Source organism: Escherichia sp. E4385 (assembly GCF_963883145.1).
In the GTDB taxonomy this organism is placed as follows: domain Bacteria; phylum Pseudomonadota; class Gammaproteobacteria; order Enterobacterales; family Enterobacteriaceae; genus Escherichia.
Genome location: NZ_CAWOOJ010000001.1, coordinates 363,171 through 379,422 on the forward strand (window position 1 = coordinate 363,171; position 16,252 = coordinate 379,422).

At 51.7% G+C, this 16,252-nt stretch carries 16 protein-coding genes and 1 pseudogene; 11 read left to right on the forward strand and 6 right to left on the reverse strand.

Going from position 1 to position 16,252, the window contains the following annotated elements; translation table 11 throughout:
- Positions 1–121: 121 nt before the first annotated feature.
- The 4 genes from appC to AACS80_RS01745 all read left to right on the forward strand — a co-directional run bounded on the left by appC (position 122) and on the right by AACS80_RS01745 (position 4,310).
- Positions 122–1,666: a cytochrome bd-II oxidase subunit 1 gene (gene appC / locus AACS80_RS01730; protein ID WP_135409805.1), complete on the forward strand. Its 1,545-nt coding sequence runs from the start codon at positions 122–124 to the stop codon at positions 1,664–1,666.
- A gap of 11 nt (positions 1,667–1,677) precedes the next feature.
- A complete protein-coding gene (gene appB, locus AACS80_RS01735; RefSeq protein ID WP_135409806.1) occupies positions 1,678–2,814 on the forward strand; it encodes a cytochrome d ubiquinol oxidase subunit II in 1,137 nt (378 codons plus the stop codon).
- 12 nt (positions 2,815–2,826) lie between these two features.
- A complete protein-coding gene (gene cbdX, locus AACS80_RS01740) occupies positions 2,827–2,919 on the forward strand; it encodes a cytochrome bd-II oxidase subunit CbdX (protein ID WP_032161491.1) in 93 nt (30 codons plus the stop codon).
- A gap of 80 nt (positions 2,920–2,999) precedes the next feature.
- Positions 3,000–4,310, forward strand: coding sequence for an AppA family phytase/histidine-type acid phosphatase (locus AACS80_RS01745; RefSeq protein ID WP_138183632.1), 1,311 nt, complete (start codon positions 3,000–3,002; stop codon positions 4,308–4,310).
- Here the strand turns inward: AACS80_RS01745 and cspH are convergent.
- A complete protein-coding gene (gene cspH, locus AACS80_RS01750) occupies positions 4,298–4,510 on the reverse strand; it encodes a cold shock-like protein CspH (RefSeq protein ID WP_130205408.1) in 213 nt (70 codons plus the stop codon). The two genes, AACS80_RS01745 and cspH, sit on opposite strands and share 13 nt — an antisense overlap.
- 286 nt (positions 4,511–4,796) lie before the next feature.
- Here cspH and cspG point away from each other — a divergent pair, with 286 nt between their 5' ends.
- The 4 genes and pseudogenes from cspG to AACS80_RS01770 all read left to right on the forward strand — a co-directional run bounded on the left by cspG (position 4,797) and on the right by AACS80_RS01770 (position 5,575).
- Positions 4,797–5,009, forward strand: a complete 213-nt coding sequence (gene cspG / locus AACS80_RS01755) for a cold shock protein CspG (protein ID WP_000066493.1) — start codon at positions 4,797–4,799, stop codon at positions 5,007–5,009.
- 10 nt (positions 5,010–5,019) lie between these two features.
- The gene (gene ymcF, locus AACS80_RS01760; protein ID WP_130216139.1) at positions 5,020–5,208 is read left to right on the forward strand and encodes a cold shock small protein YmcF; all 189 of its coding nucleotides are present in this window, start codon (positions 5,020–5,022) and stop codon (positions 5,206–5,208) included.
- Positions 5,177–5,412 (forward strand): annotated as a pseudogene (locus AACS80_RS01765) (protein YmcE). Before ymcF ends, AACS80_RS01765 begins: the two are co-directional and overlap by 32 nt.
- Complete coding sequence (locus tag AACS80_RS01770) at positions 5,402–5,575, forward strand: GnsA/GnsB family addiction module toxin (RefSeq protein WP_130205410.1); 174 nt, start codon at positions 5,402–5,404, stop codon at positions 5,573–5,575. The pseudogene AACS80_RS01765 and the gene AACS80_RS01770 overlap by 11 nt, the downstream one beginning before the upstream one ends.
- Positions 5,576–5,623: 48 nt before the next feature.
- On the opposite strand, the gene AACS80_RS01775 is transcribed toward AACS80_RS01770, so the two are convergent.
- The 3 genes from AACS80_RS01775 to torR form a co-directional block, all read right to left on the reverse strand.
- Positions 5,624–6,697 carry a 4Fe-4S binding protein gene (locus AACS80_RS01775; RefSeq protein ID WP_138183633.1) on the reverse strand — a complete coding sequence of 358 codons (1,074 nt, stop codon included), beginning with the start codon at positions 6,695–6,697 and terminating at the stop codon, positions 5,624–5,626.
- Between the two features lie 71 nt (positions 6,698–6,768).
- Positions 6,769–9,513, reverse strand: coding sequence for a TMAO reductase system sensor histidine kinase/response regulator TorS (torS, locus tag AACS80_RS01780; protein ID WP_138183634.1), 2,745 nt, complete (start codon positions 9,511–9,513; stop codon positions 6,769–6,771).
- 32 nt (positions 9,514–9,545) lie between these two features.
- Positions 9,546–10,238 carry a two-component system response regulator TorR gene (torR, locus tag AACS80_RS01785; RefSeq protein WP_135409808.1) on the reverse strand — a complete coding sequence of 231 codons (693 nt, stop codon included), beginning with the start codon at positions 10,236–10,238 and terminating at the stop codon, positions 9,546–9,548.
- 131 nt (positions 10,239–10,369) lie between these two features.
- Between torR and torC the strand changes: the two genes are divergently transcribed.
- Genes torC through torD form a run of 3 tightly spaced genes read left to right on the forward strand, consistent with a single transcriptional unit; the run spans position 10,370 to position 14,669 of the window.
- Complete coding sequence (gene torC, locus AACS80_RS01790; protein ID WP_130215817.1) at positions 10,370–11,539, forward strand: pentaheme c-type cytochrome TorC; 1,170 nt, start codon at positions 10,370–10,372, stop codon at positions 11,537–11,539.
- Positions 11,539–14,073, forward strand: a complete 2,535-nt coding sequence (torA, locus tag AACS80_RS01795) for a trimethylamine-N-oxide reductase TorA (RefSeq protein WP_138183635.1) — start codon at positions 11,539–11,541, stop codon at positions 14,071–14,073. Before torC ends, torA begins: the two co-directional genes overlap by 1 nt.
- Complete coding sequence (gene torD / locus AACS80_RS01800; RefSeq protein WP_135409810.1) at positions 14,070–14,669, forward strand: molecular chaperone TorD; 600 nt, start codon at positions 14,070–14,072, stop codon at positions 14,667–14,669. Before torA ends, torD begins: the two co-directional genes overlap by 4 nt.
- 242 nt (positions 14,670–14,911) lie before the next feature.
- Here the strand turns inward: torD and cbpM are convergent, their stop codons facing one another.
- Complete coding sequence (gene cbpM, locus AACS80_RS01805; RefSeq protein WP_130205424.1) at positions 14,912–15,217, reverse strand: chaperone modulator CbpM; 306 nt, start codon at positions 15,215–15,217, stop codon at positions 14,912–14,914.
- Complete coding sequence (gene cbpA, locus AACS80_RS01810) at positions 15,217–16,137, reverse strand: curved DNA-binding protein (protein ID WP_130205426.1); 921 nt, start codon at positions 16,135–16,137, stop codon at positions 15,217–15,219. The genes cbpM and cbpA overlap by 1 nt, the downstream gene beginning before the upstream one ends.
- Between the last annotated feature and the right edge of the window lie 115 nt (positions 16,138–16,252).

Sequence of the window (16,252 nt, forward strand, 5' to 3'; positions counted from 1 at the left end):
TATCGCTTTCGGTCCTGTGAATATCGCAATTAGCGAATACAACTACCTACAAACTGTAAGGATAAAAAGAGGGATCTACTATTAAAGGGTTATTACCCTCTCTTCGCCTACAGGAGTTAGCATGTGGGATGTTATTGACTTATCGCGCTGGCAGTTTGCGCTGACCGCGCTGTATCACTTTTTATTTGTGCCCCTTACCCTGGGGCTGATTTTTTTGCTGGCCATCATGGAAACTATTTACGTGGTTACCGGCAAAACAATCTACCGCGATATGACGCGTTTCTGGGGTAAGCTCTTCGGTATCAACTTTGCTCTCGGCGTGGCCACCGGCCTGACTATGGAGTTTCAGTTTGGTACTAACTGGTCATTCTATTCCAACTATGTAGGCGACATTTTCGGCGCACCGCTGGCGATGGAAGCATTAATGGCCTTCTTCCTCGAATCCACTTTTGTCGGTCTGTTCTTTTTCGGCTGGCAACGCCTGAATAAATACCAACACCTGTTGGTCACCTGGCTGGTGGCTTTCGGTTCAAATATCTCCGCATTGTGGATCTTGAATGCCAATGGCTGGATGCAGTTCCCGACCGGGGCGCATTTCGATATCGATACCCTGCGTATGGAGATGACCAGCTTCAGCGATCTGGTCTTTAACCCTGTCAGCCAGGTGAAATTTGTGCACACGGTGATGGCAGGTTATGTGACCGGGGCGATGTTCATTATGGCGATCAGCGCGTGGTATTTGCTGCGTGGGCGGGAGCGCGACGTTGCACTCCGCTCGTTTGCCATCGGTTCTGTCTTCGGGACCCTGGCGATAATCGGCGCGCTGCAACTCGGAGACAGCTCTGCATATGAAGTTGCACGAGTACAGCCGGTAAAACTGGCGGCGATGGAAGGGGAGTGGCAAACCGAACCGGCACCCGCGCCGTTCCATCTCGTTGCCTGGCCGGAACAAGATCAAGAACGCAACGCTTTTGCCATTAACATCCCGGCACTGTTAGGGATCCTCGCCACTCATTCATTGGATAAACCTGTTCCCGGGCTGAAAAATTTGATGGCCGAAACCTACCCACGTCTGCAACGGGGACGCATAGCCTGGCTGTTAATGCAGGAGATATCGCAGGGCAACCGCGAGCCGCATGTATTACAGGCGTTTCGCGAGTTAGAAGGCGATCTCGGTTACGGCATGCTGCTCTCCCGCTATGCACCGGATATGAATCATGTCACTGCTGCGCAGTACCAGGCAGCGATGCGTGGCGCAATCCCGCAAGTTGCGCCGGTATTCTGGAGTTTCCGCATCATGGTTGGCTGCGGTTCGCTGCTGTTACTGGTGATGCTGATTGCGCTCGTCCAGACGCTGCGCGGCAAAATCGATCAACATCGCTGGGTGCTGAAAATGGCGCTCTGGAGTTTGCCACTGCCGTGGATTGCCATTGAAGCCGGGTGGTTTATGACCGAGTTTGGTCGTCAGCCGTGGGCGATTCAGGACATCTTACCGACATACTCCGCGCACTCTGCATTAACCACGGGCCAACTTGCCTTCTCTCTGATCATGATCGTAGGGTTTTACACCCTGTTCTTAATCGCTGAAGTCTACCTGATGCAGAAATATGCCCGCCTGGGGCCGAGTGCGATGCAGAGTGAACAACCAGCGCAGCAACAGGGGTAAAGGAGAGAGTCATGTTTGATTATGAAACATTACGGTTCATCTGGTGGCTGCTGATGGGCGTCATTCTGGTGGTCTTTATGGTCACCGACGGATTTGACATGGGGATCGGTTGTCTGCTGCCACTGGTGGCGCGTGACGATGATGAACGTCGGATAGTGATCAACAGCGTTGGCGCTCACTGGGAGGGTAACCAGGTCTGGCTGATCCTCGCAGGTGGGGCATTATTTGCCGCCTGGCCCAGAGTCTATGCAGCGGCGTTTTCTGGCTTTTATGTGGCGATGATCCTGGTGCTGTGCTCGCTGTTCTTCCGCCCGTTAGCTTTTGATTATCGCGGCAAAATAGCGGATGCCCGCTGGCGCAAAATGTGGGATGCCGGTCTGGTCATTGGTAGTCTGGTCCCGCCAGTGGTCTTTGGTATCGCCTTCGGCAACTTGTTGCTCGGCGTGCCGTTTGCCTTCACACCGCAATTACGCGTGGATTATCTCGGTAGCTTCTGGCAGTTGCTGACGCCATTCCCTTTGCTGTGCGGCTTGCTCAGTCTGGGTATGGTGATTTTGCAAGGGGGAGTCTGGTTGCAGCTGAAAACCGTTGGCGCTATTCATCTGCGTTCACAACTGGCGACCAAACGCGCCGCGCTGCTGGTGATGCTCTGCTTCCTGCTGGCGGGTTACTGGCTGTGGGTTGGTATTGATGGCTTTGTGTTACTCGCTCAGGATGTCAACGGTCCGTCCAATCCACTGATGAAAATGGTGACGGTACTGCCAGGTGCCTGGATGAATAACTTCGTCGAATCGCCAGTCTTGTGGATCTTCCCACTGCTCGGTTTCTTCTGCCCGTTACTGACGTCGATGGCAATTTATCGTGGTCGCCCCGGTTGGGGATTTCTGATGGCGTCATTGATGCAATTTGGTGTGATTTTCACCGCTGGCGTTACGTTATTTCCCTTTGTTATGCCTTCGAGTATCAGTCCGATATCCAGCCTGACCGTGTGGGACAGTACCTCCAGCCAACTGACACTTAGCATTATGTTAGTAATTGTACTGATATTTTTGCCAATAGTGTTGCTCTACACTTTATGGAGCTACTACAAAATGTGGGGTCGTATGACGACTGAAACGCTGCGCCGTCACGATCATGAGCTGTACTAAGGAGCATGAACAATGTGGTATCTATTGTGGTTTGTCGGCATTTTGTTGATGTGTTCGCTTTCTACCGTCGTGTTGGTATGGCTGGATCCGCGTCTGAAGGGATGACTGGCGTACAACGAACTTAGGCCTGATACGACGCGTCGCATCAGGCAGTTATGTCGGATATGAAAAACGGAAACATATCGATGAAAGCGATTTTGATCCCATTTTTATCTCTTCTGATTCCGTTAACCTCGCCACCTGCATTCGCTCAGAGTGAGCCGGAACTGAAGCTGGAGCGGGTGGTGATTGTCAGCCGTCATGGCGTGCGTGCGCCCACCAAAGCCACGCCACTCATGCAGGATGTCACTCCAGACACATGGCCTGAGTGGCCGGTGAAATTGGGCTGGTTGACCCCGCGTGGCGGCGAACTGGTCACTTATCTTGGGCATTATCAACGCCAACGCCTGGTCGCTGACGGTTTACTGGCAAAAAATGGCTGCCCGAAACCTGATCAGGTTGCGATTATTGCGGATGTCGATGAACGTACGCGTAAAACAGGTGAAGCCTTTGCTGCCGGGCTGGCACCCAACTGTACGATTACAGTACATACCCAGCCAGATACTTCCCGGCCCGATCCCCTGTTTAATCCCCTTAAAACTGGCGTTTGCCAACTGGATAAGACGAACGTTACCGCGACTATTCTCAGTAGAGCAGGGGGATCGATAGCGGAGTTTACCGAGCATCGGCAAACCGCATTTCGCGAACTGGAGCAGGTTCTCAATTTCCAGCAATCAAATCTGTGCCTTAAACGAGACAATCAGGACGAAAGTTGTACGTTGACTCAGGCATTGCCGTCCGAACTCAAAGTGAGTGATGACAATGTATCCCTGACCGGTGCGGCAAGCCTGGCTTCAATGCTGACGGAGATATTTCTCCTGCAACAGGCACAGGGAATGCCGGAGCCTGGCTGGGGACGAATTACTGATTCACACCAGTGGAACACCTTGCTAAGTCTGCATAACGCGCAGTTTTATTTGCTGCAACGGACACCAGAGGTTGCCCGTAGTCGCGCCACGCCGTTGCTGGATTTAGTGCTGACGGCGCTGACGCCAAACAACCCGCAAAAATCGAACTATGGAATTACGCTGCCGACTTCACTGCTATTTATTGCCGGACACGACACTAATCTGGCGAATCTGGGGGGCGCGTTAGAGCTTAACTGGACGCTACCAGGCCAGCCGGATAATACCCCACCGGGGGGTGAACTGGTTTTTGAACGCTGGCGGCGACTTAGTGATAACAGCCAGTGGATTCAGGTATCGCTGGTATTCCAGACCCTACAGCAGATGCGTGACAAAACTCCGTTGTCGCTAAAAACGCCGCCAGGCAAAGTGGAGTTAACGTTGGCTGAGTGTGGCGAAAGAAACGCGCAGGGCATGTGTTCGTTGGCTGGTTTTACGCAAATCGTGAATGAAGCACGCATTCCGGCATGCACTCTCCATCAGGACAAATAAACGTTTGCCGCTGAGGGGCCACGCAGGCCATTGACGCGGCAAAATTCCACGCGTAACCCTGGGGTGAGCACTTCTGCGTCGCGGGGGGTGAATGCGGAAATATGGACCTGGACTTCTTTACGACCGTCGGAGGGGATGATGAATCCTTTGCCGCTTTTGCGATCAAAGGTTTTGACAATTCCTGTCATTTTACGGGACAAACAAATTCCTTACTGATAAATCTGCGCTGCACTATACGGTCTAAATAAAATAAAGCCAGTTTTATTTAAGACCGCTGGACGGCCAAAATAAAGTTTGCTTAATCTTATTTATCATGCGTTAATAGCTGCGTCGGTTTGAAAGACAGACATCATACAAAGTAGTTTACTAAAGCAGTTCTCATTATCAGGCATTATCCCCTTCTTTTGAGTCTCTCTCCTGAACACTAAGTAGTTTCTGTATTAAAGCCCTGTTTGCCGAAAGGCCCAAAATGAAGGAAGTAAAAATATGTCTAATAAAATGACTGGTTTAGTAAAATGGTTTAACGCAGATAAAGGTTTCGGCTTTATCACTCCTGATGATGGCAGCAAGGACGTTTTCGTCCATTTCACCGCCATCCAGAGCAATGAATTCCGCACGCTGAACGAAAATCAGAAAGTCGAATTTTCTATTGAGCAGGGGCAACGTGGTCCCTCGGCAGCGAACGTTGTTACGCTCTAAGGTTGCCGCTATTACTCAGCATCTCCATTTCCGCTGTCCATGTTGTCATGGTTCACAGTACCGCACATCGGCATTCGATGTGACGGAGCGAAACCCTTTAGGTGCAAAGTGTATTTTCTGCAAATCGACGATGATCACCTTTGATAACATCGCATTGCAAATACGCACTGACCAGACACCACTGGATTTCACCAAATAATATCAGGCTCCCTCGTGGAGCCTTTTTTATATCTGGCTTATTTTTCCTCAACTCTGTATGTATAATAAGCGATAACCTGTTGATTATTGAATCTTTCAGGGAGATAGCTTATAACATTTCTTACCTGACCAGGTACCGGGAACCAACACCTTACTGGCGTGTTGCTGTCTTTTAAGACCAGAAGAGGTTAACAGTGAATATTGAAGAGCTAAAAAAACAAGCCGAAACGGAAATCTCAGATTTTATCGCGCAAAAAATCGCCGAATTTAACAAGAACACAGGGAAAGAAGTCTCTGAAATTCGCTTCACCGCGCGGGAGAAAATGACCGGGCTTGAAAGTTATGATGTCAAAATCAAAATAATGTGATTTTGTGAACATCACCCCGCGCGAGGTGATGTTCCGCTTGTTGCTAATTTAGTGACCAATCATTGGCGCTTGTGGAATTAAGCGTCGGTACAACTCCTCCGGCACCGGGCTTTGCCATACTCCCGCATACATTGCGTAACCAATCACCGCAAACATAATCCCCAGAATCAGTAGCGTCATTAACCAGCCAGACAACGCAAAGGCTTTTTTATTTGCCGCAGGTTTTTGCAGTGAAAAGGTCAATGTTGAGGCCACCGGGCATGACTCCACGCAGGTCATACAACCGGTACATTCCACCGTTCTGACCTGAATTAATTTATCGACCGGGATCCGTGATGGGCAATTTTTCGCACATTTACCGCAGTCGATACAGCTTTCGGCATTGCGACGAATCTTAAACGGCGATAATAGCGAAACCAGTCCCATCAGCGCGCCATATGGGCAGAGATAACGACACCAGACATGGCGAATAAATAGGCTGGCAATCAGCAAAACCGTCACGCTGATTAATGTCGCTTTCCCCATATGGCGAAAGAAATCGAGCATTTTAACGTCCATCACCACGCTATAAGGCGATAGCATAAAATAGTGAATCGCCTGGGCGGGCATGAATAACGCGATATAAAGAAAAAAGCTTAATAGCAAATATTTCACCGCGCGTAGAGGAATATCCAGCCAGCGTGGAGGGGCGAATTGTCGACCAAACACTTTTTTTCCGAGATCGCCAATTAATTCAGAGAGCGTACCAACAGGGCATAGCCACGAACAAAAGGCTTTTTTCAGCAGTAAGCTGATAATGATAAAAGCGACCAATAACAGCATCGCGGCGGCGTGCACGGAAGGTAACTGACCTGTTGCAAGGCTGTATTTCAGATTCATCAGACCAGCAATCGGCAGCCAACCTTCAATGCCACCCGGTCTGGCGACAAATGCCGTATTACCTGCCGTTTCGTAATAGCGCACCCAGTACCAAAAGGTGACGGCAATATAAATATTGATTGCCAACAGTAATAATTGCGTCGCTTTACGCCAGGTCGTGGCATTGCGCCAGTCATTCCACGGTAATTTACCGCCCGTCGTGCCTGGCCGTCGCTGCCAGCGGATTCTTTTTTTCTCTGTCATAATTTTGCCCGCCCGTTAAGTTGCATACCAAATGCCACTATTCTAAGTTTTCTTAACGGGATGATATTGATTCACATCGGGTTCGGGGCTTTCTTATTCAGCCACTGTTCCAGGGCCGCGATGCTACGCGTAATTTCTTCACGCGGCAGGGCCGCGGTTAATGGTTCCAGCTCAAGTTGTCCGCACAACTGACTGGCACTGCGCATGCCCAGACTGGCACAGCTGCTTTTCAACTGGTGCGCGGCACGTTTGATTTTGTCGCTGTCGTGTCTGGCGCGGGCAGTGTCCATTTCATCGAGAAGGGGCAGGGCATGTTGTTTAAATAATGTCAGCCATTCGTGGATTTTCTCCACCCCCATTAACTGCGCATCTTCATTGAGCTGCGATACATCCAGTGGTTGATGGTTATGTGTTTGCAGGTGCAGATAGTGCGCCAGTAACTGACCAAGCACTTCACGCGACACCGGTTTAGGGATAATTCCGCGAAATAGCGAACTGGTACGCTGGCTCAGCGTTTCGTCGATGACATGGGCGCTAAAGCCAATCAAAACCAGCGACGGATATTGCAGCGAAAGTTGCCGGGCAAGTGTAATGCCGTCGATATCCGGCAGATCAAAATCCACCAGTGCGGCAGCAAACGGTTCACTATTTTGCAGCGTCTCTAAAGCCTGCGCGGCATTTCCTACGGCTGCGACCTGAGCGCCACTGGTGTTAAGTATCTCGATGGTAATACGCTGCGTTAGCGGGTTATCTTCAATCAACAGTAATCGTAAACAGTCCAGACGCACCGCCTGATTGACTATTTTTGGTGCAGGCGCAGTGGCAACACGTAACGGTAACCGTAAGCCAAAACAGCTTCCAACTCCCGGCCTGCTGGTGGCGGTCAGTTCGCCGCCCATCGCCTGAGCCAGACTGGTACTGATAGTCAGTCCCAGTCCACTGCCGCCGCGCTTGCCGCTCACCTGAACAAATGGCTGAAAGATATCAGCCAGTTTCGCGGGATCAATACCACAGCCGCTGTCTTCCACTTCGACCAGCCATTGCTCGCCATCAATGCGGCTGCGCAGGATAATCTGCCCCTCATCGGTGAAACGCAGGGCATTACTCAACAAATTGGTAATAACCTGGCGAATACGGCGCGGATCGCCCATTAACGCGGTTGGGACATCGTCGGCAATTGCCGTTACCAGTCGAATCGGACGACCTTTAACCCGTCCGCTCATTAATTGCAGGGTACTTTCCAGCAGTGGGCGCGGTTCAAAGGGCTCATCGCTGACCGAAACATTCTTGCCACCTGCTTCGATAGCTGAATAATCGAGAATATCGTTGAGGATGGTCAGCAATGATTCGCCAGAGTCGGTAATCGCCCGCAAATCATCACGCTGGGCGTGAAGCGCCGGGTTATCTGCCAGCAACTGCGCGGTGCCGAGAATTCCGTACAGCGGAGTGCGGATCTCATGGCTCATTGCTGCCAGAAACGCCGATTTTGCCTGACTGGCTTTTTCTGCTTCGGCCCGTGCCAGGCGGTGTTCTACCACCAGTTCCTGCAATTCGGCAGTGCGCGCTTTGACCTGCGCCGCCAGTTGTTCGCGGTGGCGATTAAGCGCATGAACACTGCTGCGAAAAGCATCCATCAGCCGCCCGATGGTATCCAGTTCCCGCACGCCAGCGGTTTCCGGGAAAGGGGAGTCGATATCACCATCCAGCAAGCGTTGCAGCGCCTGCGTTTGTTCGGCAAGAGGGCGCGTGACTGAGCGATAAACCACGCGCCAGAGGATCAGAATCAATGAGCAAAGTGAAACGACGCCCAGCAGTAACAGGTTAAACCGTACATGTTCACTGGCGCTTTCCAGATGTGTAAGTCCGGCCCGATTACGCTGCTCAATGGTTGCGACCAACTGATTAACTTCGTTGCTGAACTGTGCAAACTGCACAATATTATTTTGCGTCAGCGTCTGCAGGTGAGTATTGAGTGCTTTTTCTCGTTGGTAGAGCGCCAGTAACTCGACATATCGTTGTACTGTCTCCAGTGCCTTTTCAGCCTGCGCGCGAACCGGTGGGGCCTTAATGCGCCTTTGTTGAAGCTGTACCCTGTTAAGGGCGTTTTTCAATTGAACAGGCAGCCTGTTCTTATTTTTTTCACTTTCCTCCAGCTCCAGTTTCATAACGAAATGCTGTATTTGCAGAGCGCTAAAGCGCATTTCGTGCATCTGCCTGACGTACTCACGATCGCCAGCAACCCACTGTTCGACGGCGCTCTCCGCCGACCTGTTATGATTGTGGCCAAACACACTTTGCGGGCCAGACTGCGGTGATGCGGTGGCGATTGCAATGTAATGGGTCTGGGATTGCGCGATGTTGGCGATTTCTCCGGCCGCGGCGACGATTTGCTGGCTGAGTTGTTGCTGTTGATCGTGGAGTTTCAGCCGCTGGCCGACCAGATCACCTTGCTGGCGTAGCGAGTGGTCAATCTCATAGGCTTGTCGTTCAATGGCTATTGTCTCAAACCCTTTCTCGCGCAGACCCTGCAACAGGGTGTCAATTTTCAGCTTCTGCGCCGATAACGTCCTCCCCTGGGATTGCCACATCTCTGCGCTATCCGTGTTGTTCAGATTTTGGGCGGTAAAGAGCTCCCACGCACTGGCCTCACTCAACTGACGGGCCATATTCATGGTTGGGATCAGGGCCAGAGTGTTGGTCTGAGCGCTTTGGGTTAAAACGCGCAGGTTATACCAACCTACAAAGATACTCACCAGCGTCAGCAATGCCATCAGGGCAAACGCCATCCACAATCTTTTGGCCAGAGTGAAAATCATCCTTGGTGCACCACATTACCTGAATCGGTGGATTAATAGACATCAGCGGCTAAGAAATACCCTTCGCCATGCTGCGTAACTAACAGGTTGGCGCTGAGTTTATGACGCAAACGGCGGATCAATACGTCCACGGTGCGCAAATCGGGGTTTTCTACCCGCCGGGCGGAGAGCATACGCAGCAGTCGTTCACGGCTGAGGATCTCGCCAGGATTAGTGACAAAGGCCACCAGCATTTCGTATTCCGCGCGGGTGAGTTTGATAGGTCGGTCGTCCTGATCCAACGTGTGGCGTGAGATATTCAGACAATACCCGGCAAAACGATAGCAGTTATCCTGAGTGAGAGCGTTGGCCTGACGGGCCAGATCGATACGCCAGAGCAGATTTTTTACCCGTACCACGAGTTCACGCAGCTCCAGCGGTTTGATGACATAATCATCGGCGCCCATCTCAAGCCCGACAATTCGATCAATAGGATCGCTGCGCCCGGTCACCAGAATAATCCCCACCGTTGAGCGTTCGCGCAGGGCTCGGGTAAGCATTAAGCCGTTTTCATCGGGCAGGTTAATATCCAGCAAAATGAGATCAACAGGCTGGTTTTCCATAATTTCCCGTAGTCCGTCGCCGCTTGCCGTGACCGACACGAGATACCCTTCCTGGATGAAGTAGCTTTGCAAACGTGCCTGCGTCACAGGCTCATCTTCAACAATGACAATATGGTGTGACATCCCTGCTTTCCCGATCTTCCTGTTCATATCCATTCATATGCTGTCATAAGCCATTCATCCTGACGAGTGCCGCTATTCATATTTGCTTATTAAGATCACAGTTGCCAAATTATATTTTTACAGGAGTTATTATGAGACGACTATGGAGTGCGCTGCGTCGGCCAAGTGCGCGTTGGTCGGTGTTAGCGCTGGTGCTGATGGGGATCGTGATCGGTATTGCCTTGATTGTGTTACCTCACTTCGGGATCAAGGCCACCAGCAGCACTGAGTTTTGCGTCAGTTGCCACAGTATGACGCCGGTGTATGAAGAATATAAAAAGTCGGCGCATTTCCAGAATGCTTCCGGCGTACGCGCCGAGTGTCATGACTGCCACGTCCCGTCAGATTTACCGGGAATGCTGAAGCGGAAACTGGAAGCGAGTAATGAGGTGTATCAGACCGTTATTGGTCACTCCATCGATACCCCTGAGAAATTCAACGCTAAACGCGCAGAACTCGCCGAGCGCGAATGGGCGCGGATGAAAGAGAACAATTCAGCGACCTGCCGTTCCTGCCATAACTACGACGCGATGGATCATGCGAAGCAGCATCCGGAAGCCGCACGTCAAATGGCCGCCGCAGCGAAAGATAATCAGACCTGTATCGACTGCCATAAAGGCATTGCCCATCAGCTGCCGGACATGAGCAGCGGCTCGCGTAAACAGTTCGAAGAACTACGCGCCAGCGCCAGAGATGATAAAGACATCCTTTATTCTATAGATATAAAGCCGCTTTATGCAGCAAAGGATGATAAAGAAGCGACGGGTTCACTGCTGCCAGCCTCTGAAGTGAAAGTGCTTAAACGTGACGGCGACTGGTTACAGGTGGCTATCATCGGTTGGACGGAAAGCGCTGGAACTCAACGGGTTCTGACTGAGTTACCCGGCAAACGGATTTTTGTCGCTTCCATTCGTGGCGATATCCAGCAGCAGGCGAAAATGCTGGAGAAAACCACCGTTGCTGACACCAAAACCGAGTGGAGTAAGATGCAGGCCACCGCATGGTTGAAGAAGGGCGATATGGTCGACGACATCAAACCAATCTGGGCCTATGGCGATACGCTGTACAGCAGCGCCTGTAAACAGTGCCACGGCGCGTCAGCAACCACCCATTACGACGCCAACGGTTGGATCGGCCAAATCAACGGCATGATTGGTTTTACCAGCCTGGATAAACGGGAAGAGCGCACCATGCTGAAATATCTGCAAATGCATGCGTCGGATACCGCAGGGAAGTCTCACAGCGATAAGGAAGGAAAATAATGAAAAATAAAGACATTTTTCAGGCATCACGTCGACGTTTTCTTACCCAGCTTGGTGGCTTAACGCTGGCCGGAATGCTGGGGCCATCGCTGTTAACTCCACGCCGTGTTAACGCAGCGCAGGCTGTTACGTCGAAAGAAGGTATCCTGACCGGTTCGCGGTTTGGCGCCATTCGCGCGACGGTGAAAGACGGGCGCTTTGTGGCGGTGAAACCGTTCGAACTGGATAAGTACCCGACGAAAATTATCGCCGGGCTGCCGGATCACGTCCACAATCCGGCGCGTATTCGCTACCCAATGGTACGAGTCGACTGGCTGCGTAAGCGCCATCTGAGTGACACCACTCAGCGCGGTGATAACCGTTTTGTCCGCGTCACTTGGGATGAAGCCCTGGACATGTTCTATGAAGAACTGGAACGGGTGCAAAAAACCTATGGCCCCAGTGCGTTACTGACCGCCAGCGGCGGGCAATCATCCGGTAAATTTCATAGCGCCGGGGGAATGCTGTCGAAAGCCATCGCACTACATGGCAATAAAGTGAGTACCGGCGGTGACTATTCCACCGGAGCAGCGCAGGTGATCCTGCCGCGGGTGGTGGGGTCAATGGAAGTTTACGAACAGCAAACATCCTGGCCGTTAGTGTTGCAAAACAGTAAAATCATCGTCATGTGGGGCACCGATTTGGTGAAGAATCAGCAGGTTAATTTCCGCTGCCCGTCTCACGATGTTTATGAATATTACGAGCAACTGAAAGAAAAGGTGGCGGCGGGCGAAATCGAAGTTATCAGCATCGACCCGGTGGTCAGTTCAACGCATGAATATCTGGGGCGTGAGCACGTTAAACATATTATTGTTAACCCGCAAACCGATGTCCCGCTACAACTGGCGATGGCCCATACCCTGTACAGCGAAAATCTGTACGACAAACAATTCATTGCTGATTATTGCGTCGGTTTCGAGCAATTTCTGCCGTATTTGCTGGGTGAGAAAGACGGCCAGCCGAAGGATGCCGTCTGGGCAGAAAAACTGTGCGGCATTGACGCCGAAACGATCCGCATGCTGGCGCGGAAAATGGCGGGCACAAGAACGCAAATTATGGCCGGCTGGTGCGCCCAACGTATGCAGCACGGCGAGCAGTGGTCATGGATGATTGTGGTGCTGGCGGCAATGCTCGGGCAGATTGGCCTGCCAGGTGGCGGTTTTGGTTTTAGTTGGCACAGCAGCGGCTCAGGCGTGCCAGGCCGTAAAGGGATTATCCTGAGCGGTTTTCCCGGTGCCACGAAAATTCCGCCCGTTCATAACAACAACGATTACAAAGGTTACAGCAGCACCATCCCAACGGCCCGTTATATCGACGCCATTCTGGAACCGGGGAAAGAGATCAACTGGGACGGCAAAACAGTTAAGTTGCCGCCGCTGAAAATGTGTGTTTTCGCCGGGACCAATCCGTTCCACCGCCATCAGCAGATCAACCGCATTATCGAAGGCTGGCGCAAGCTGGAGACGGTGATTTCCATTGATAACCAGTGGACTTCCAGTTGCCGCTTTTCCGACATTGTATTACCCGCAACTACTCAGTTTGAGCGTAACGATCTCGACCAGTTTGGTGACTATGCCAGCCACGGGCTTATCACCACTAAACAGGTGGTGCAGCCGCAATTTGAGGCGCGCAACGACTTTGATATTTTCCGCGAGTTATGCCGACGCTTTGACCGTGAGGAAGCCTTTACTGAGGGGCTGGATGAGATGGGCTGGCTCAAGCGCATCTGGCAGGATGCGCTCCAGCAGGCCAAAGGACTCGGCATCCATTTACCGACCTTTGATGAGTTGTGGAACAGTAAAGAATACGTGGTCTATGACCATCCGCAGATGTTCGTGCGTCATCAGGCGTTCCGAGAAGATCCTGACCTCGAACCGCTGGGGACGCCGAGCGGGTTGATTGAGATCTACTCGCAAACCATCGCCGACATGCACTATGACGATTGTCAGGGGCATCCAATGTGGTTTGAGAAAATTGAACGTTCCCACGGTGGACCAGGTTCGCAGAAGTATCCACTGCATCTGCAATCGGTGCATCCCGATTATCGCGTCCACTCGCAACTGTGTGAATCTGAAACACTGCGTCAGCATTACAGCGTAGCGGGTAAAGAGCCGGTATATATCAGCCCGCAGGATGCCCGTGCGCGTGGGATTGCTAACGGTGATGTGGTGCGAGTCTTTAACGATCGGGGGCAGGTTCTGGTGGGCGCGGTGGTTTCTGATCTCTATGCACCAGGCGTGATCCGGATCCATGAAGGCGCCTGGTATGATCCGGATAAAGGCGGTGAGCTCAATGCGCTGTGTAAATACGGTAACCCTAATGTGCTTACGCCCGACATCGGGACTTCGCAACTTGCGCAGGCCACCAGCTCACATACGACCATCGTGGAAATTGAAAAATTCACCGGTCCAATAGAGAAGGTAACGGCGTTTAGCGGTCCGATTGAGATGGTGGCACAGTGCGAATATGTTCCGGCACCGCAGGTGAAATCATGACTTCACTAACGGTGGAACAGAATGCCTGTATCTACGCCTGGCTGGCGCAGTTGTTCTCCCGTGAACTGGACGATGAACAACTGACGCAAATCGCCAGTGCACAGATGGCTGAATGGTTTTCTTTGCTGAAACGAGAGCCGCCGCTGACTGCGGCGGTGAATGAGCTGGAGAAAAGTATTGCTGCATTGACAGTACGTGACGACGCCCGTCTGGAACTGGCCGCCGACTTTTGCGGCCTGTTTTTGATGACTGACAAGCAGGCGGCACTGCCGTATGCATCGGCGTATCAGCAGGACCCACAGGTGATCAAAGGCTTACTGGCTGAGGCAGGGATGGACACCAGTGGCAATTTCAACGAACCGGCAGATCATCTGGCGATTTTTCTTGAGTTGTTAAGTCATCTGCATTTTGCCCGGGGAGAGGGGATTGTACCTGCACAGGAAGTTGACAATCTGCGGCAAAAAACACTGATGTCGCTGCGGCAATGGTTACCAGAGTTTGCTGTGCGTTGCCATCAGTATGACAGCTTTGGTTTTTACACGGCACTAAGCCAGTTATTGCTTGCGATAACCAATAGAGATAATGCCAATTGGTAGGTCTGATAAGACGCGTTAAGCGCCGCATCAGGCATTATGGCACAGCCGCCGGATGCGGCGTGAACGCCTTATCCGGCCTACGGGAACGGTGATCTTTGTAGGCCTGATAAGACGCGTTAAGCGTCGCATCAGACATTATGGCAGCGCCGCCGAATGCGGCGTGAACGCCTTATCCGGCCTACGGGAACGGTGATTTTTGTAGGCCTGATAAGACGCGTCAGCATCGCATCCGGCGGCCACACTCACGGGTGAGCCACAAACCGGGAAAGCCGCTGGCGTAACAGACGGTTTTCCTGTTTCAGATGTGCAATATCATCCATTAACGTCAGCGCCACCGCGATCCCAGGCCAGTCCAGCGCCAGTTCCTGACGCAGACGTACCGCGCGTTGCACCACAATGGCGGCATGGTCATCAAATACCCAGGTTGTTTCCTGGATCTCTCTCGGTTCAACCACCCCCAAACCGACAATTTCATTCAACTCCTCTTCAGAAATGCCGGTATGCAGGCAAAATTCGGTAATGGTAAAAGTCACCGTAACATGAGCCATTATGCTTTCCCCCAATCTTTACGTGGATCAAAAGACGACTGGGCGTCTGCCAGTTGTTGCCACAGCGCAGCAGTATTTTCATCCGGTTTTGGCGGCATGACGATTTTCAGCACAGCATACAAGTCACCAGTCTGTTTTTTGCTTACCAGACCTTTGCCTTTAATGCGCAATCGTTGCCCGGCCTGACTGCCTGGCGGAATGGTCAACAAAATGCTTTCTTTCAGGGTTGGTACAGTGACTTTGCTACCCAGAGCCGCTTCCCACGGGCTAACCGGCACCACAATTTCCAGATCCTGACCGACAATATCAAACAACGGATGCGGAGCTATATGAATCACCAGCCACAGGTCGCCATTTGGACCACCGTTTTCGCCTGGCGTCCCCTGGCCTTTCAGGCGGATACGTTGGCCATTGCCGACGCCCGCCGGGATCTTCACATTCAGCGTTTTCGGGATTTCCTGTTCGATCATGCCAAAGGCGTTATAAACCGGCAGGTTATAGCTGATGGTACGTTTGTGCTCAGTAAGCGTTTCTTCCAGGAATACCGCAACTTCAATTTCAATATCGTGGCCACGTGTGGCGGGGCGTTGACGGCTCTGGCGGGCATGTTGACCGAAAATTGACGAGAAGATATCGTCAAAATCTTCGGCATTGAAACTCTGACCGTCGCCATGCTGGAACTGGCGGTTGAATTGCGGATCGTTGCGATGCTGCCACATCTGATCATATTCAGCGCGACGCTGTTCATCACTTAACACTTCCCAGGCTTCAGCGACCTCTTTGAAGCGGGCTTCGGCATCGGGCTCTTTGCTGACATCAGGATGGTATTTGCGGGCCAGTCGACGATAGGCGGTCTTGATTGTCTTGAGATCGTCCGTCGGTTTCACGCCCATGATGGCGTAATAATCCTTTAATTCCATAGCGTTATCTCGCGTAAATCAATACAGACAAAGGGAAACCCCTGACAAGGTATCAGAGTTAAGTGTAGGGGAAATCAGAAAAAATCGTAGGCCAGTGATAAAAACATAACTAAAA